Origin of the sequence: Streptomyces sp. DG1A-41 (assembly GCF_037055355.1) — a bacterium.
GTDB lineage: Bacteria > Actinomycetota > Actinomycetes > Streptomycetales > Streptomycetaceae > Streptomyces.
Window position 1 is genome coordinate 4501766 of record NZ_CP146350.1, and the last position, 17859, is coordinate 4519624.

A 17859-nucleotide genomic window follows, 5' to 3' on the forward strand; every position below is an offset into this window, starting at 1 on the left:
TCGGCGCACCCAGCGCCGACACCAGAACCACCAGAACTATCAGGCTGACAAAGTTCGGCCCCGTCTGCGCAACAGACGGGGCCGGGGAAGCTAGGGGCCGATCAGGCGGGAAGCACGACGACGAAGCGCTGCGGCTCCTCGCCCTCGGACTCGCTGCGCAGGCCCGCGGCCTTGACCGCGTCGTGCACGACCTTGCGCTCGAACGGCGTCATCGGCTTCAGCTTCACGGCCTCACCGCTGCTCTTGGCCTCGGCGGCGGCCTTGGCGCCCAGCTCGGACAGCTCGGAGCGCTTCCGGGCTCGGTATCCCGCGATGTCGAGCATCAGCCGGCTGCGGTCACCGGTTTCACGGTGCACGGCCAGACGGGTGAGCTCCTGGAGCGCCTCCAGCACCTCCCCGTCACGGCCGACCAGCTTCTGCAGGTCGCGGCTGCCCGTGTCGCTGATGATCGAGACAGAGGCACGGTCGGCCTCGACGTCCATGTCGATGTCGCCGTCGAGGTCGGCGATGTCGAGCAGACCCTCCAGGTAGTCCGCCGCGATCTCGCCCTCCTGCTCCAGGCGGGTCAGGGTGTCTGCACCCTCGGCAGCGGCGGAGGTGGTGCCTTCCGTCACGGGATGGACTCCTTCTTACTTCTTGGACGGGGACTTGGGCCGCTGCGGACCCTTGCGCTGTCCGGACTGGGCCTTGCTGCGGGTACCGCTGCCGGACTTCGCGTCGGACTTCTTGGCAGCGGCGGCGGGCTTGGCGTCCTCGGGCTCGTCGGACTTGGTGAGCGACGTCTTCGGCTCGGACTCACCGGCCGCCTTCGCGGCGGACTGCCGCTGAGCCTTGGTCTGCCTCTTGGGCTGCTGACGCTTCGGCGTGCCGGTGGTCGGCGTACCGTCATCGGCCTCGACGACGGCGGCGGTGTCGCCCTTGATGACGGTGCCGTCGGCCTGAGCGGCGAGGCCGGCCTTGGTCAGGCCGTTGATGAACTTGCGCTCGAACTCGTTGCGATCGCGTCCCTTGGCGACGATCGCCTTGACGATGGCCCGGTCACGGCGCCGGCTGACCTTGCCGTGGCTGGTGACGTGCTTGTGCAGGCGCTCCAGGTACGAGGCCTGGGCCTTGGAACCCGGGGTCGGGTTGTTGTGGATGACGTACATCTGCTGGCCCATGGTCCACACGTTGGTGGTCAGCCAATAGACGAGGACACCGACGGGGAAGTTGATGCCGAAGACGGCGAACATGATCGGGAAGACGTACATCAGCATCTTCTGCTGCTGCATGAACGGCGTCTTCACCGTGGTGTCGACGTTCTTCGTCATCAGCTGGCGCTGCGTGAAGAACTGCGACGCCGACATCAAGACGATCATGACGGCTGTGACCACGCGGACGTCGGTGAGGGAGGCACCGAGTGCTTCCACCTTCGACGAGCTGTCGGTGAACTTCACCGCCAGAGGCGCACCGACGATGTGCGCCTTCTGGGCACTCTCCAGAAGGCTGGTGTTGATCACGCCGATGGTGTCGTTCGACGCGATGCTGTTCAGCACGTGGTACAGGGCGAAGAAGAACGGGGACTGCGCCAAGATGGGAAGGCACGAGGACAGCGGGTTGGTACCCGTGTCCTTGTACAGCTTCATCATCTCTTCGGACTGACGCTGCTTGTCGTTCTTGTAGCGCTCCTGGATCTTCTTCATCTCGGGCTGGAGCGTCTGCATGGCCCGGGTCGCCTTGATCTGCTTCACGAAGAGCGGGATCAGGCAGATACGGATCAGGATCACCAGGGACACGATCGACAGGCCCCAGGCCCACCCGGTGTCAGGCCCGAAGAGGGCGCCGTACACCGAGTGGAACTGGACGATGACCCAGGAGACGGGTGTGGTGATGAAGCTGAAGAGGCTGGCAATCGTGTCCACTAATCATGCTCCTTGGGCATGGGACGGTGTCTCTGCGGCCGGGCTCGAAGGACTGGACCGACTTGTGGGAGAAGTCTGTCCCTCGATGGCCGGGACGGCGGCGGAGGGCCCGCCCTTGCGTGCACGCCACGCGTTACGCAGCATTTCGTGCCACCGTGGGCGCTTGCGCGGCGGGACATGGTCCACACCGCCCAGCGACCACGGGTTGCACCGCAGGATGCGCCAGGCCGTGAGTGCCGTTCCCTTGATGGCACCGTGCCGGTCGATGGCCGTGAAGCCGTAGTGGGAGCACGATGGGTAGTACTTGCAGACCGGCCCGAGCAGCGGACTGATCGTCCACTGGTAGAGCTTGATCAGAGCAAGCAGCGGGTACTTCATCGCGCGCCCCCTCCCAGCAGCCGCTGGAGGGCGGCATCCAGGTCTCGGGCCAGCTGTGCATGGTCGGCGTCGCCCGCACCGGGCAGTGCACGTACCACTACCAGGCTACCGGGGGGCAGCTGGGCGACTCGGTCGCGCATCAGGTGGCGAAGCCTGCGCTTCACTTTGTTGCGTACGACCGCACCACCCACGGCTTTGCTCACGACGAAACCCGCACGCGTCGGGGGAGCGCTCTCCCCAGGCGCATGCGGGTCCGTGGCACCGCTTCGAAGGTGGACGACGAGGTGCGGGCGTCCTGCCCGGCGTCCTCGCCGTACCGCGGTCGCGAAGTCCTCGCGCCGCCTCAGCCGGTTCTCGGTGGGCAGCACGACGTCATGACCTGACCGGGATCAGGCGGACAGACGGGCGCGACCCTTGCTACGGCGGGACGCGAGGATCGCGCGGCCGGCACGGGTGCGCATACGCAGCCGGAAGCCGTGGGTCTTCGCGCGACGACGGTTGTTCGGCTGGAAGGTGCGCTTGCTCACTCGGGGGCTCCAGAAGAAATCGGTAGTTGCGGGGTGCCGTCCTGGCTGTCACCGTGCGCCCACGAGTAGCTCGCAGTTACGCCCGAGTGCACCGCTTACCGATCACCCAAATGATCTGTGCCCATCGGAGGCAGGCGGCAGCAGCCATCGACAACTCGACCTGGTTACGGTACGCGCGGCTACGCCATCCGGTCAAACCAGCATCCACCCGGAGACACTTGTCCACAGGCTGGGGACAACAACTTGAACCGCAGCGGCCGCCCTGACTACCGTGACGGAACTCCGATTCGTTCCCTTATCCCTGCCCCACCCGATTTACATCCCGAGCCGTCCCAGAACCACACGTTCGTGGGACCTGTGAGAGAGCGTGCCCTGTGGCTGACGTACCTGCCGATCTTGCCGCAGTGTGGCCACGCGTATTGGAGCAACTCCTCGGGGAGGGCCGCGGCCAGGGTGTCGAGTCGAAGGACGAGCACTGGATCCGGCGCTGCCAGCCGCTCGCGCTGGTCGCGGACACCGCCCTGCTCGCCGTACCGAACGAATTCGCGAAGGGCGTGCTCGAGGGCCGACTGGCGCCCGTCGTCAGCGAGACCCTGAGCCGTGAGTGCGGCCGCCCGATCCGGATCGCGATCACTGTCGACGACTCCGCGGGCGAGCCCCCGGCCACGTCGGCTCCGGTCCGGCCTCAGTCGCGCTACGAGGAGCCCGAGATTCCGGCCGCGCGCCAGGACCGCGACGGTTATGAGGGGTACGGTCGCCACCGCGCCGAACCGCTGCCGGGAACGGCGGGTGACCAGCTGCCACCTACGCGCGGAGATCAACTTCCCACCCCCCGTCCCGCCTACCCGTCCGAGTACCAGCGCCCCGAGCCCGGCTCCTGGCCGCGGCCGACGCAGGACGAGTACGGCTGGCAGCAGCAGCGCCTCGGCTTCCCCGAGCGTGACCCGTACGCGTCACCGAGCCAGGACTCGTACGGCTCCCAGGACTCCTACGGATCCCGTGGGTCGTCGCAGGACTCGTACGGATCACATGGTTCCCGTGGGTCGCAGGACTCGTACGGACCACATGGGTCGCAGGACTCGTACGGCTCGTCCTCCCAGGACGCCTACGGCTCTCCGTCCCAGGACTACCGCCCGCAGTCCATGGAGCGCCCCTCCTACGAGTCGCGTTCCGACTACGACACGTCACGCCCCGACTACGACCAGCGCGACCCGGTCCGCCGGGAGCTGCCCGAGCCGCCGGCCGCTCGGGGCACGTGCACCGCGGTGGCCCCGTCGGCCCGAACCTGCCCACCACCGGTGCGCCCGGACCGCTGGCCGCGCAGCCCGCGCCGGCGACCGGCCCGGGTGAGCCCACCGCGCGCCTGAACCCGAAGTACCTCTTCGACACGTTCGTCATCGGCGCCTCCAACCGCTTCGCGCACGCCGCCGCGGTCGCCGTCGCCGAGGCACCGGCGAAGGCGTACAACCCGTTGTTCATCTACGGGGAGTCCGGGCTCGGCAAGACGCACCTGCTGCACGCGATCGGGCACTACGCGCGCAGCCTCTACCCGGGCACGCGGGTGCGGTACGTGAGCTCGGAGGAGTTCACCAACGAGTTCATCAACTCGATCCGCGACGGCAAGGGCGACAGCTTCCGCAAGCGCTACCGCGAGATGGACATCCTGCTCGTCGACGACATCCAGTTCCTGGCGGACAAGGAGTCGACGCAGGAGGAGTTCTTTCACACCTTCAACACGCTCCACAACGCCAACAAGCAGATCGTGCTGTCCTCAGACCGGCCGCCGAAGCAGCTGGTCACGCTGGAGGACCGGCTGCGGAACCGTTTCGAGTGGGGTCTGATCACCGATGTGCAGCCGCCCGAGCTGGAGACGCGTATCGCGATCCTCCGCAAGAAGGCGGTGCAGGAGCAGCTGAACGCGCCGCCGGAGGTGCTGGAGTTCATCGCGTCCCGGATCTCGCGCAACATCCGCGAGCTGGAGGGCGCGCTGATCCGGGTCACGGCGTTCGCCTCGCTCAACCGGCAGCCGGTGGATCTGGGCCTGACGGAGATCGTCCTCAAGGACCTGATCCCCGGTGGCGAGGACTCGGCCCCCGAGATCACGTCCACGGCCATCATGGGCGCGACGGCGGACTACTTCGGGCTCACCGTCGAGGACCTGTGCGGCACCTCGCGCGGCCGCGCCCTCGTCACCGCCCGGCAGATCGCCATGTATCTGTGCCGCGAGCTCACGGATCTGTCGCTGCCGAAGATCGGCGCGCTGTTCGGCGGCCGTGACCACACGACGGTCATGCACGCGGACCGCAAGATCCGCAACCTGATGGCCGAGCGCCGCTCCATCTACAACCAGGTCACCGAGCTGACCAACCGCATCAAGAACGGCTGACAGAGCCGGTCGTACGACGCCGAGGGCGCCCCCGGAACAGGTCCCGGGGGCGCCCTTCCTCATGTCGGGGCCGCCCTTCGTCGTGCTCACGGCCGGCCTTCGTCATGCCGTGGTCGCCGACTGTTCGAATTACCTGCCGGGTTACGGCCCCTCTCCACAGATTCGGCGACTTTCTCCCGTCCACACCCTGGGGACTGGGAAGTTGTCCAGACTGTGTCCACAGGGGCCTGCGTTGCAGGACCATCAGACCAGGTCATCTGCATGTGGATTCGTGGACAAGCGATCTCCACAGCCTGTGGACAGAGAGAACGTCCACAGGCTGTGCATCGAGTTGTCCACCGGCAACCCACAGGCTGGGGCCGGTTGTCCCCAGCGATCCCCAGCTTCTCCACATCGCTGTCCACTGTTCGGCAACACGACGCGCCTCCTCACCGGGTCGAGTGAAAGGCGTCACACGAAGGTGCCGGGTTGGGCTGTGGGAAAGATGGGTAAAGCTGGGGATGGCACTGGGGAGAACTCGCCTCACCCTGTGCACGGCGTGTGCAGAACTTTCTGTTCTCCACAGAGACCCCTGGTTGTCCACCGGCGTCACCCACAGGACCAGTGGACAAAATTCCCGCTCTGAGCTGGGCAAACGTGGTTATCCACGGTATCCACAGGCCCTACTACTACTCCCGACTAGAGAGAGCTGGGAATTCGTTTCGAAGCGGGTCCTGTGCACAACTCGTCCTTCGGCGCCCGACCGCCCCTCGTCACGACTTGACCCCGAGAGGCACCTACTGTCAGTGCGGTGCGTCAGACTGGTCCCCGGTGTCCTCCCCATCCCAGGGACCGTCGACACCGAGACAGACGACGAGGGCCAGGCAGAGCGAGAAGCGCCGGCAACAGCAGGAGGCGGCAACAGTGAAGATCCGGGTGGAACGCGACGTACTCGCGGAGGCAGTGGCCTGGGCGGCACGCAGCCTCCCGGCCCGTCCGCCGGCGCCTGTCCTCGCCGGCCTGCTGCTGAAGGCCGAGGACGGCCAGCTGAGCCTGTCCAGCTTCGACTACGAGGTCTCCGCGCGCGTGTCCGTGGAGGCCGAGGTCGAGGAGGAGGGCACGGTGCTCGTCTCCGGCCGCCTCCTCGCGGACATCTGCCGCGCTCTCCCCAACCGGCCGGTGGAGATTTCCACAGACGGTGTACGGGCGACGGTGGTGTGCGGCTCCTCCCGGTTCACACTCCACACACTGCCTGTGGAGGAGTACCCGGCGCTGCCGCAGATGCCGAACGCGACGGGCACGGTCCCCGGCGAGGTCTTCGCCTCCGCGGCCGCCCAGGTGGCGATCGCCGCCGGCCGCGACGACACGCTGCCCGTCCTCACGGGCGTCCGCATCGAGATCGAGGGCGACACGGTCACGCTGGCGTCCACCGACCGCTACCGCTTCGCGGTCCGCGAGTTCCTGTGGAAGCCGGAGAACCCGGAGGCCTCCGCGGTCGCCCTGGTGCCGGCCAAGACGCTGCTGGACACCGCCAAGGCCCTGACGAGCGGCGACCAGGTGACCCTGGCGCTGTCCGGCTCGGGCTCGGGCGAGGGCCTGATCGGCTTCGAGGGTGCCGGCCGCCGTACGACGACCCGCCTGCTGGAGGGCGACCTCCCGAAGTACCGCACGCTGTTCCCGACGGAGTTCAACAGCATCGCCGTGATCGAGACCGCCCCCTTCGTGGAGGCCGTCAAGCGTGTGGCCCTGGTCGCCGAGCGGAACACCCCGGTGCGGCTCAGCTTCGAGCAGGGCGTGCTCATCCTGGAGGCCGGCTCCAGCGATGACGCACAGGCTGTGGAAAGGGTCGACGCCCAGCTGGAGGGCGACGACATCTCGATCGCCTTCAACCCGACGTTCCTTCTGGACGGCCTGAGCGCCATCGACTCCCCGGTCGCGCAGTTGTCCTTCACGACGTCCACGAAGCCCGCGCTGCTCAGCGGCAAGCCGGCGGTGGACGCCGAGGCGGACGAGGCCTACAAGTACCTGATCATGCCGGTGCGGCTGAGCGGCTGAGCCTGGAAGCTGACTCCGGCGCGAGGTCTGCTGGGGTGTGGGGGGTATCCCCCACAAGATCGCAGTATGCCGGTGCGGCCGAGCTCCGGCGGTTATCCACAGGCTGGGGGCAAACCCGCAGGTGAGGGCGTACGACTGAGCGCGTATGCCCACAGATGTGCGCGAGCGTCCGGGTTTAGGCTCGGCACGGGCACGAAAGTGCCGCAACGCCACGTCGGACACCTGCAAACCTAAGGAACACCACTGATGGAGCTCGGTCTCGTCGGCCTCGGCAAGATGGGCGGCAACATGCGCGAGCGGATCCGCCGCGCGGGCCACACCGTCTTCGGATACGACCGCAACCCGGACCTCGCCGATGTCCACAGCCTGCCGGAGCTTGTGGGCAAGCTCAGCGGCCCGCGCGTGGTCTGGGTCATGGTCCCGGCGGGCGCGCCCACGCAGTCCACCATCGACGAGCTCGCCGAACTGCTGGAGCCCGGCGATGTCGTCGTGGACGGCGGCAACTCCCGCTGGACCGACGACGAGAAGCACGCCGAGGAGCTGGCGGCCAAGGGCATCGGCTTTGTCGACTGCGGGGTCTCCGGCGGCGTATGGGGCCTGGAGAACGGCTACGCGCTGATGTACGGCGGCGACGCGGAGAACGTCGCCAAGGTGCAGCCGATCTTCGACGCCCTCAAGCCGGAGGGCGACTTCGGCTCGGTGCACGCCGGCAAGGTCGGCGCGGGCCACTTCGCGAAGATGGTCCACAACGGCATCGAGTACGCGATGATGCAGGCCTACGCCGAGGGCTGGGAGCTCCTGGAGAAGGTCGACTCCGTGACCGACGTCCGGGAGGTCTTCCGCTCCTGGCAGGAGGGCACGGTCATCCGCTCCTGGCTGCTCGACCTCGCAGTCAACGCGCTCGACGAGGACGAGCACCTGGACAGGCTCCGGGGTTATGCACAGGACTCCGGTGAGGGACGCTGGACTGTGGAAGCCGCGATCGACCACGCGGTGCCGCTGCCGACGATCACCGCGGCGCTGTTCGCGCGGTTCGCCTCCCGTCAGGAGGACTCGCCCCAGATGAAGATGATCGCGGCGCTGCGGAACCAGTTCGGCGGCCACGCGGTCGAGAAGAAGTAACCGAGCACCGAAAGAGGTCGGCGAAACGACCATGCATGTCACGCATCTGTCGCTGGCCGACTTCCGCTCGTACCCCCGGGTCGAGGTCCCGCTCGACCCGGGAGTGACGGCCTTCGTCGGGCCGAACGGGCAGGGCAAGACCAACCTCGTCGAGGCCGTCGGCTATCTCGCCACGCTCGGCAGCCACCGCGTCTCCTCCGACGCCCCCCTGGTCCGCATGGGCGCCGAGCGCGCGATCATCCGGGCCCAGGTGCGGCAGGGCGACCGGCAGCAGCTGGTCGAGCTGGAGCTGAACCCGGGCCGCGCCAACCGGGCCCGGATCAACAGGTCCTCGCAGGTCAAACCGCGTGACGTGCTGGGTATCGTACGGACCGTGCTGTTCGCCCCCGAGGATCTCGCCCTGGTCAAGGGCGACCCCGGTGAGCGGCGCCGCTTCCTCGACGAGCTGATCACCGCCCGTTCCCCCCGCATGGCCGGGGTCCGCTCCGACTACGACCGGGTCCTCAAGCAGCGCAACACCCTCCTGAAGTCGGCCGCGCTCGCCCGGCGGCACGGCGGCCGCAGCATGGACATGTCCACGCTCGACATCTGGGACCAGCATCTCGCGCGCGCGGGCGCCGAGTTGCTCGCCCAGCGCCTGGATTTGATCGCCGCCGTCCAGCCGCTCGCCGACAAGGCGTACGAGCAGCTCGCCCCCGGCGGCGGCCCGATCGCCCTGGAGTACAAGCCGTCCGCGCCCGGCGAGGCACACACCCGCGAGGACCTGTTCGAGCAGCTGATGGCCGCGCTCGCCGAGGCCCGCAAGCAGGAGATCGAGCGAGGCGTCACCCTGGTCGGCCCGCACCGGGACGACCTGCTGCTCAAGCTCGGCCAGCTGCCCGCCAAGGGGTACGCCTCGCACGGCGAGTCCTGGTCCTACGCCCTGGCGCTGCGTCTCGCCTCGTACGACCTGCTGCGCGCGGAGGGCAACGAGCCGGTGCTGGTGCTCGACGACGTCTTCGCCGAGCTGGACACCCGCCGCCGTGAGCGCCTCGCCGAGCTGGTCGCGCCCGGCGAGCAGGTCCTGGTGACGGCCGCGGTCGACGACGACGTACCGCATGTGCTGTCCGGGGTGCGGTTCGCCGTGGCCGAGGGGACAGTGGAGCGCGTATGACGGAGAACACACCGGCGAGCACCCCGGAGAACCGGTCCGGGCAAGCCCCCGTGCCCCGGTCCCCCGAGCCGTCCGGCGTCGACCTCGCGCGCGTGGCGCTCCGCGCCGCCAAGGAAGTCGCACGCGCGCGTGGAGACGCGGTGCAGCAGAAGAAGCAGGCGCGCCGCGGCGGACTGCGCTCCGGCGCACGCGCGGACCGCCGCGACCCCATGGCGCTCGGCTCCGCGATCAACCGGCTCATCACCGAGCGCGGCTGGGAGGCTCCCGCCGCGGTGGGCGGCGTGATGGGCCGCTGGCCGCAGATCGTCGGCGAGGACGTGGCCAAGCACTGCATGCCGGAGAGGTACGACGAGGACGAGCACGTCCTGTCCGTGCGCTGCGACTCGACGGCCTGGGCGACGAACCTCCGGCTGCTCGCCCCGAACCTGGTCGCGCGCCTCAACGAGGACCTGGGACACGGCACGGTGAAGCTGATCAAGGTGCAGGGCCCCGGCGCGCCCAACCGCCGCTACGGCCCGTTGCGCGCCCCCGGCAGCACCGGCCCCGGCGACACCTACGGCTGACGGGAGCCCCGTACCGAGGCTGTCCGGAGGCCCCGCGAGGGCCCGCTCGGCGCCCGTTTCCCACCGGTCGGCAACAAGTGACCGACATCACAAAGGTGGGCGCCGACGGCCTGCTCGGAACCCCGGCACCCCCCTCTTCGCACCACCGCACGCGGTTGCGAATCGCGACCTGACTCCGAAGTAGCCAAGGGTTGACGGCCGGAAGCGCTGAGTGCCTCCGTGAGCCTCTTGGAGCCCCCATCCGTATATCGGGAGTCGGACGAGACCCGTCGAGGGCGGCACATGCGGACTCAGGTACCGGCAAACCCCCATCAGTGTCAGTGCTACCGGTAGACTGGAAGCAATCCCGCCCCAATCGTGGGGACCGTCCGGGAAAAGCTGAGCAACGCTGATCAAGGCTTACCAACGCAACATGCCGCAGCCGCTCCGGCAACCCGCCGACGAGCCTGGCTCGTGCTGTGCCAGAAAGGGCGCTTCGTGGCCGATTCCGGCAACCCCAACGAGAACATCCCGTCCACCGAGGCCCCGGCCGGAGTCGCCGAGGCCTCCGTAACGGCGTCGTACGACGCCAGTGCCATCACCGTCCTCGAGGGTCTGGACGCGGTCCGCAAGCGACCCGGCATGTACATCGGCTCGACCGGTGAGCGAGGACTGCACCACCTCGTGTACGAGGTCGTCGACAACTCGGTCGACGAGGCGCTGGCCGGCCACGCGGACACCATCGACGTGACGGTCCTCGCCGACGGCGGCGTCCGGGTCGTCGACAACGGCCGTGGCATCCCGGTGGGCATCGTCCCCTCCGAGGGGAAGCCGGCCCTCGAGGTCGTACTGACCGTGCTGCACGCGGGCGGCAAGTTCGGCGGCGGGGGCTACGCGGTCTCCGGTGGTCTGCACGGCGTGGGTGTCTCCGTCGTGAACGCGCTGTCCTCGAAGGTCTCCGTCGAGGTCAGGACCGACGGATACCGCTGGACGCAGGACTACAAGATGGGCGTCCCCACGGCGCCGCTCGCCAAGCACGAGGCCACCGAGGAGACCGGCACCTCGGTCACGTTCTGGGCCGATGCGGACATCTTCGAGACCACCGACTACTCCTTCGAGACGCTGTCGCGGCGCTTCCAGGAGATGGCCTTCCTCAACAAGGGCCTGCGCATCAACCTCACCGACGAGCGCGAGTCGGCGAAGGCCACCTCCGGGGCGGACGAGGCGGGCGCGGACGAGACCGCCGAGGTCAAGACGGTCTCGTACCACTACGAAGGCGGCATCGTCGACTTCGTGAAGTACCTCAACTCCCGCAAGGGCGAAGCGGTGCACCCCACCGTCATCGACCTGGAGGCCGAGGACAAGGACAGGCAGCTGTCCCTCGAGGTCGCCATGCAGTGGAACGGCGGCTACACGGAGGGCGTGTACTCCTTCGCCAACATCATCCACACCCACGAGGGCGGTACGCACGAAGAGGGCTTCCGGGCCGCGCTGACCTCGCTGATCAACAAGTACGCGCGCGACAAGCGGCTGTTGCGCGAGAAGGACGACAACCTCACCGGTGACGACATCCGCGAGGGCCTGACCGCGATCATCTCGGTCAAGCTGGGCGAGCCGCAGTTCGAAGGCCAGACGAAGACCAAGCTGGGCAACACCGAGGTCAAGACCTTCGTCCAGAAGGTCGTCTACGAGCACCTGAACGACTGGCTGGACCGCAACCCCAACGAGGCCGCGGACATCATCCGCAAGGGCATCGCGGCGGCCACCGCGCGAGTGGCGGCCCGCAAGGCCCGCGATCTGACCCGTCGTAAGGGCCTGCTGGAGACCGCGTCCCTGCCGGGCAAGCTCTCCGACTGCCAGTCGAACGACCCGACCAAGTGCGAGATCTTCATCGTCGAGGGTGACTCCGCCGGCGGCTCGGCCAAGTCCGGCCGGAACCCGCAGTACCAGGCGATCCTCCCGATCCGCGGCAAGATCCTCAACGTCGAGAAGGCGCGCATCGACCGCATCCTCCAGAACCAGGAGATCCAGGCGATGATCTCCGCGTTCGGCACGGGTGTGCACGAGGACTTCGACATCGAGAAGCTCCGCTACCACAAGATCATCCTTATGGCGGACGCCGACGTCGACGGCCAGCACATCAACACCCTGCTGCTGACCTTCCTGTTCCGCTTCATGCGGCCCCTGGTCGAGGCCGGGCACGTGTACCTCTCCCGTCCGCCGCTCTACAAGATCAAGTGGGGCAAGGACGACTTCGAGTACGCGTACTCCGACCGCGAGCGCGACGCCCTGATCGAGATGGGCCGCCAGGCGGGCAAGCGCATCCGGGACGACTCGGTGCAGCGCTTCAAGGGCCTCGGCGAGATGAACGCCGAGGAGCTGCGCATCACGACCATGGACCAGGAGCACCGCGTCCTCGGCCAGGTCACCCTCGACGACGCCGCGCAGGCCGACGACCTGTTCTCGGTCCTCATGGGCGAGGACGTCGAGGCCCGCCGCGCGTTCATCCAGCGCAACGCCAAGGACGTCCGCTTCCTCGACATCTGAGTCGGTCTCAGCTGACCGCACCAGGAAGGACCTTCACCAGCAATGACCGACGAGAACACTCCCGTGACGTCGCCCGAGGGTGACGCCCTGGCCATGCGCGTCGAGCCCGTCGGGCTCGAGACCGAGATGCAGCGCTCGTATCTGGACTACGCGATGTCCGTCATCGTCTCGCGTGCGCTGCCGGACGTCCGCGACGGCCTCAAGCCCGTCCACCGCCGCGTGCTGTACGCCATGTACGACGGCGGTTACCGCCCCGAGCGCGGCTTCTACAAGTGCGCCCGCGTCGTCGGCGACGTCATGGGCAACTACCACCCGCACGGCGACTCCTCCATCTACGACGCGCTCGTGCGTCTCGCCCAGTCGTGGTCGATGCGCATGCCGCTGGTCGACTCCAACGGCAACTTCGGCTCCCCGGGCAACGACCCGGCGGCAGCGATGCGGTACACCGAGTGCAAGATGGCGCCGCTGTCGATGGAGATGGTCCGTGACATCGACGAGGAGACCGTCGACTTCACGGACAACTACGACGGCCGCTCCCAGGAGCCGACCGTCCTGCCGGCCCGCTTCCCGAACCTGCTGATCAACGGCTCGGCCGGCATCGCGGTCGGCATGGCGACCAACATCCCGCCGCACAACCTGCGCGAGGTCGCCGCCGGCGCCCAGTGGTACCTGGAGAACCCCGAGGCCTCCCACGAGGAGCTCCTGGACGCGCTGATCGAGCGCATCAAGGGCCCGGACTTCCCGACCGGCGCGCTCGTCGTCGGCCGCCGGGGCATCGAGGAGGCGTACCGCACCGGCCGCGGCTCCATCACCATGCGCGCGGTCGTCGAGGTCGAGGAGATCCAGAACCGCCAGTGCCTGGTGGTCACGGAACTGCCGTACCAGGTCAACCCGGACAACCTCGCTCAGAAGATTGCCGACCTGGTCAAGGACGGCAAGATCGGTGGCATCGCGGACGTCCGCGACGAGACGTCCTCCCGCACCGGTCAGCGCCTGGTCATCGTGCTGAAGCGGGACGCGGTCGCAAAGGTCGTGCTGAACAACCTCTACAAGCACACCGACCTCCAGACGAACTTCGGCGCCAACATGCTGGCGCTGGTGGACGGCGTGCCGCGCACGCTCTCGCTCGACGCGTTCATCCGCCACTGGGTGACGCACCAGATCGAGGTCATCGTCCGCCGTACGCGCTTCCGGCTGCGCAAGGCCGAGGAGCGCGCGCACATCCTGCGCGGTCTGCTCAAGGCCCTGGACGCCATCGACGAGGTCATCGCGCTGATCCGGCGCAGCGACACCGTCGAGATCGCGCGCGGGGGGCTGATGAGCCTGCTGGAGATCGACGAGATCCAGGCCAACGCCATCCTCGAGATGCAGCTGCGCCGACTGGCCGCCCTGGAGCGCCAGAAGATCGTCCAGGAGCACGACGAACTCCAGGCGAAGATCAACGAGTACAACGAGATCCTCGCCTCCCCGGTCCGTCAGCGGGGCATCGTCAGCGCGGAGCTGGCCGCGATCGTCGAGAAGTACGGCGACGACCGCAAGACCAAGCTGATCCCGTACGAGGGCGACATGTCCATCGAGGACCTGATCGCCGAGGAGGACATCGTCGTCACGGTCACCCGGGGCGGCTACATCAAGCGCACCAAGACCGACGACTACCGCGCCCAGAAGCGCGGCGGCAAGGGCGTCCGCGGCACGAAGCTCAAGGAAGACGACATCGTCGACCACTTCTTCGTGTCCACGACGCACCACTGGCTGCTGTTCTTCACCAACAAGGGCCGTGTCTACCGCGTCAAGGGCTACGAGCTGCCCGACGCCGGCCGGGACGCGCGCGGTCAGCACGTGGCGAACCTGCTCGCCTTCCAGCCCGACGAGGCGATCGCCGAGATCCTGGCGATCCGCGACTACCAGGCGGTTTCGTATCTCGTCCTCGCCACCAAGGCCGGACTTGTGAAGAAGACGCCTCTGAAGGATTACGATTCGCCGCGTTCCGGCGGTGTGATCGCGATCAATCTCCGGTCGATGGAGGACGGTTCGGATGACGAACTGATCGGTGCCGAACTCGTCTCGTCCGACGACGATCTGCTTCTGATCAGCAAGAAGGCTCAGTCGATCAGGTTCACCGCCTCCGACGAAACCCTCCGCCCCATGGGCCGCGCCACCTCCGGTGTCAAGGGCATGAGCTTCCGCGAGGGTGACGAGCTGCTCTCGATGAATGTTGTTCGACCCGGTACGTTCGTGTTCACTGCCACCGACGGCGGGTACGCGAAGCGGACCGCCGTCGACGAGTACCGCGTCCAGGGTCGCGGCGGCCTCGGCATCAAGGCCGCCAAGATCGTCGAGGATCGCGGTTCCCTCGTCGGCGCGCTGGTGGTCGAGGAGACCGACGAGATCCTCGCCATCACGCTGGGCGGCGGTGTGATTCGTACGCGAGTCAACGAGATCAGGGAAACCGGCCGTGACACCATGGGCGTCCAACTGATCAATCTGGGCAAGCGCGATGCCGTCGTCGGCATCGCACGCAACGCCGAGGCGGGACGCGAGGCGGAGGAGGTCGACGGCGACGTGGTCGTCGACGAGACCGCCGAAGGTGGCGCGACCACCGGCACGGACGAGGGTGAGGCGCCCTCGGCCGAGTAGCACGAGGAGTGAGTCAGCGTGAGCGGAGCCACGGGCGCCGGACCGAGCGGTACCTCGAAGGGTACGGACACGGACGACGGCGGCCGTGGCTCCGCCGCGCGTGCGGCGGACCCGCACACGACCAACCTGAAGGCGATCAAGTCCCCGGCCAAGGACTCGCCCTCGTCTGACACGCATGGATCACAGGGGGGAACTGTGACGGACACCAGAGGTCCGCAGACCCAGCAGCACACCGCTGGAGCGGGCCCGTCCGCATCCGGCGCCCAGCCGCAGCCCGAGCCGGCCGCGCAGGAGAAGGGCACCGCCGCGCAGACGGCCTCCCCACTGCCGGGGGAACGGCAGGCACAGCAGCAGGCCGGGCCGTACCACCCGCCGCAGGCCTACCCGGCGCAGCCGGCGGCGGCCGGTGCCGGGGCCGGTGCTGCCGCCGGTGCCGTACGGCGCCCCCGGACAGGCGCCCGCACCACGCCGCGCGTCCGCAAGGCCCGCCTGCGCGTGGCCAAGGCCGACCCGTGGTCGGTGATGAAGGTCAGCTTCCTGCTCTCCATCGCCCTGGGCATCTGCACGATCGTGGCGTCCGCCGTGCTGTGGATGGTGATGGACGCGATGGGCGTCTTCTCCACGGTCGGCGGCACGATCTCCGAGGCGACCGGCTCCAACGAGTCGAACGGCTTCGACCTCCAGGCCTTCCTGTCGCTGCCCAACGTCCTGATGTTCACGTCGGTCATCGCGGTCATCGACGTCGTCCTGGCGACGGCCCTCGCGACGCTCGGCGCGTTCATCTACAACCTGTCCGCGGGCTTCGTGGGCGGTGTGGAGCTGACGCTCGCCGAGGACGAGTAGATCCCTCGAAGATCCCTCACTGACAGCGGATGCCGGTGTCCCGACAACCGATTTTGGGACTGCCCATGTCGTGCGCTAATCTTCAGGAGTCAGCGCGCGGGACACACACCGCACAGCGCGGCGGGGCTATAGCTCAGTTGGTTAGAGCGCATCCCTGATAAGGATGAGGCCACAGGTTCAAATCCTGTTAGCCCCACCAGCAAAAAGACCCCCAGTCGATATCGGCTGGGGGTCTTTGACATCCATGGCTGACATCAGCCGATGAGTGGATCTTCCAGAAGCTCGGCGAGCATGCCGACCGCTTCCCGCTCGCTGTCGCCCACCACATGCGTGTAGACATCCATGGTCATGCTGATCTGGCTGTGTCGGAGGATCGCCTGAGCGACCTTGGGGTGCACCTTTAGGAAGGCGAGGAGGGTCCCGCAGGTGTGCCGGGCGAGACGGACTGTGATGCGGCGGATGTCGGCCCGCTTGACGAGCCGGTCGAAGGTCCGGGAGAAGCCGACGGGGTCGATCATGCCGCCGTGCTCGGAGGAGAAGATCAGGTCATGGTCCGGCTCCTGGGCCCAGTGGTCCCCAGCGAGCTTCTGTTCGAGCTGCTGGAGTTCCCGGCGTTCCTCCAGGGCACGGGCGCAGAACTCCGGGAGCGGGAGTACCGCCTGTGACGACTCGGTCTTGAGGTCCTTGAGGACCAGGCCGACGCCCTTCACGCGCTGCACCTGCTTGACCGGGGTGAACTGGCCCGCCTCGAAGTCGATGTCTTGCCAGCGCAGGCCGAGGACCTCACTGCGGCGGAGGCCGAGGACCAGGACGAGGACGCAGGCCGCGTAGAGACGGTGCGCGCGAACGGCACGGAGGAACGTGATCGCCTCATGCGCGTTCCAGGGCTTCCTCTTGTCCTGGCTCACCTTGGGCATGTCGACCAGGAGGGCGACGTTGCGCGTGGGCAGCTCCTCGCGGATGGCTCGGTTGAGGGCGTTCCGTAGCACGCGGAGGACCTCGAAGCGTGTAGCCGCGCCGACATTCTCGCGCCGCAGGGTGTTTGTACAGTGGCGCGCTCCACCTGGACGCCATGAACCACGCCTGCTCCGCGGTGTGTGGGTCGACGGTGTACGGGATGGGAGCTGGAGTGGGTGGTGGGTTGAGGCCGGTTTCGGCCTGCTGCCGAGGGGTGATCACCTACGCGCAGAAGAGCGGTCGCCGGACGACTGATCCACCGGGCGGGCAGCTGCGGCGGCCATGAGGGCCAGCATCAGGGCGATCACGCCGACGATGATGTTGTTGACTATGGTCCTGGTGGTGCTGACGTCACCTGCCACAACCCACGGCGCAAAGATCGTCCACACGCTCAGCACGCAAGCACCCCACGCCATGCTGTGCGAACGCTCGTACGCCCGGCCGAAGCCACCGCTCATGAGGAGGGCGTAGGCGATACCGGTGATCAGGTTGTTGACCGCCAGGGTGGAAAAGTCGTTGAATCCCGCGATCCACGGTGAGGCTGCGAGGTAGAGCCCTGTGATCAGGGCCATGGCCTCGACGGCTTGCGCCCTCGGGGTGGTCGCGAAGCGTTCGGCCATCTCGTGTCGATTGCGCATTGCGACGATGTCGGGATGGGTTTCCATGTCTGACCGGGGTTGCGTCGCCATTGCACTTCCTCCAAATTGTCCGTTATGTGTCCTATCTGGGAGTGAGTACCCCGTAGGGATGAGATAACCGTCCTGAGGTGCCAAGTCCGAGGGCACCGCTGCAGGAGGTGGTCTGTCTGGCCGGGCGAGCCGCCGAGCGCTGG

General features: G+C 67.8%; 14 protein-coding genes, 1 tRNA gene and 1 pseudogene. 9 read left to right on the forward strand and 7 right to left on the reverse strand.

Going from position 1 to position 17859, the window contains the following annotated elements:
- Positions 1 to 101: 101 nt before the first annotated feature.
- From V8690_RS20990 to rpmH, 5 genes are read right to left on the reverse strand one after another with little or no spacing between them, the layout of a single operon-like run.
- Complete coding sequence (locus V8690_RS20990; RefSeq protein WP_010032717.1) at positions 102 to 614, reverse strand: R3H domain-containing nucleic acid-binding protein; 513 nt, start codon at positions 612 to 614, stop codon at positions 102 to 104.
- 15 nt (positions 615 to 629) lie between these two features.
- The gene (yidC, locus tag V8690_RS20995; protein ID WP_338781052.1) at positions 630 to 1901 is read right to left on the reverse strand and encodes a membrane protein insertase YidC; all 1272 of its coding nucleotides are present in this window, start codon (positions 1899 to 1901) and stop codon (positions 630 to 632) included.
- Between the two features lie 3 nt (positions 1902 to 1904).
- Positions 1905 to 2279: a membrane protein insertion efficiency factor YidD gene (yidD, locus tag V8690_RS21000; RefSeq protein ID WP_338781054.1), complete on the reverse strand. Its 375-nt coding sequence runs from the start codon at positions 2277 to 2279 to the stop codon at positions 1905 to 1907.
- Complete coding sequence (gene rnpA, locus V8690_RS21005; RefSeq protein WP_082319883.1) at positions 2276 to 2647, reverse strand: ribonuclease P protein component; 372 nt, start codon at positions 2645 to 2647, stop codon at positions 2276 to 2278. The genes yidD and rnpA overlap by 4 nt, the downstream gene beginning before the upstream one ends.
- A gap of 21 nt (positions 2648 to 2668) precedes the next feature.
- On the reverse strand, positions 2669 to 2806 hold the full coding sequence (gene rpmH / locus V8690_RS21010) for a 50S ribosomal protein L34 (RefSeq protein WP_003956500.1): 138 nt from the start codon (positions 2804 to 2806) through the stop codon (positions 2669 to 2671).
- A gap of 374 nt (positions 2807 to 3180) precedes the next feature.
- On the opposite strand from rpmH, the pseudogene dnaA reads away from it, so the two are divergent.
- The 9 genes and pseudogenes from dnaA (at position 3181) to V8690_RS21055 (ending at position 16269) form a co-directional block, all read left to right on the forward strand.
- A pseudogene (gene dnaA, locus V8690_RS21015) lies at positions 3181 to 5192 on the forward strand (chromosomal replication initiator protein DnaA).
- A 903-nt stretch (positions 5193 to 6095) separates the two neighbouring features.
- On the forward strand, positions 6096 to 7226 hold the full coding sequence (dnaN, locus tag V8690_RS21020) for a DNA polymerase III subunit beta (protein WP_086599125.1): 1131 nt from the start codon (positions 6096 to 6098) through the stop codon (positions 7224 to 7226).
- A 246-nt stretch (positions 7227 to 7472) separates the two neighbouring features.
- A complete protein-coding gene (gene gnd / locus V8690_RS21025; RefSeq protein ID WP_338781062.1) occupies positions 7473 to 8348 on the forward strand; it encodes a phosphogluconate dehydrogenase (NAD(+)-dependent, decarboxylating) in 876 nt (291 codons plus the stop codon).
- Positions 8349 to 8379: 31 nt separating this feature from the next.
- Complete coding sequence (gene recF, locus V8690_RS21030) at positions 8380 to 9501, forward strand: DNA replication/repair protein RecF (RefSeq protein ID WP_020273094.1); 1122 nt, start codon at positions 8380 to 8382, stop codon at positions 9499 to 9501.
- On the forward strand, positions 9498 to 10064 hold the full coding sequence (locus V8690_RS21035; protein WP_338781066.1) for a DciA family protein: 567 nt from the start codon (positions 9498 to 9500) through the stop codon (positions 10062 to 10064). The genes recF and V8690_RS21035 overlap by 4 nt, the downstream gene beginning before the upstream one ends.
- A gap of 453 nt (positions 10065 to 10517) precedes the next feature.
- The gene (gene gyrB / locus V8690_RS21040) at positions 10518 to 12590 is read left to right on the forward strand and encodes a DNA topoisomerase (ATP-hydrolyzing) subunit B (RefSeq protein ID WP_338781068.1); all 2073 of its coding nucleotides are present in this window, start codon (positions 10518 to 10520) and stop codon (positions 12588 to 12590) included.
- Positions 12591 to 12632: 42 nt separating this feature from the next.
- Complete coding sequence (gyrA, locus tag V8690_RS21045) at positions 12633 to 15227, forward strand: DNA gyrase subunit A (RefSeq protein WP_338781070.1); 2595 nt, start codon at positions 12633 to 12635, stop codon at positions 15225 to 15227.
- A gap of 18 nt (positions 15228 to 15245) precedes the next feature.
- Entirely contained in the window at positions 15246 to 16070 is an 825-nt protein-coding gene (locus tag V8690_RS21050) for a DUF3566 domain-containing protein (protein WP_338781072.1), read from the forward strand.
- Positions 16071 to 16192: 122 nt separating this feature from the next.
- Positions 16193 to 16269, forward strand: a tRNA-Ile gene (locus V8690_RS21055).
- A gap of 55 nt (positions 16270 to 16324) precedes the next feature.
- On the opposite strand, the gene V8690_RS21060 is transcribed toward V8690_RS21055, so the two are convergent.
- The gene (locus tag V8690_RS21060) at positions 16325 to 17059 is read right to left on the reverse strand and encodes a site-specific integrase (RefSeq protein ID WP_338781074.1); all 735 of its coding nucleotides are present in this window, start codon (positions 17057 to 17059) and stop codon (positions 16325 to 16327) included.
- A 186-nt stretch (positions 17060 to 17245) separates the two neighbouring features.
- Positions 17246 to 17716 (reverse strand): SPW repeat protein, encoded by a 471-nt coding sequence (locus V8690_RS21065; RefSeq protein WP_338781076.1) that lies wholly within the window; start codon positions 17714 to 17716, stop codon positions 17246 to 17248.
- Positions 17717 to 17859 lie beyond the last annotated feature (143 nt).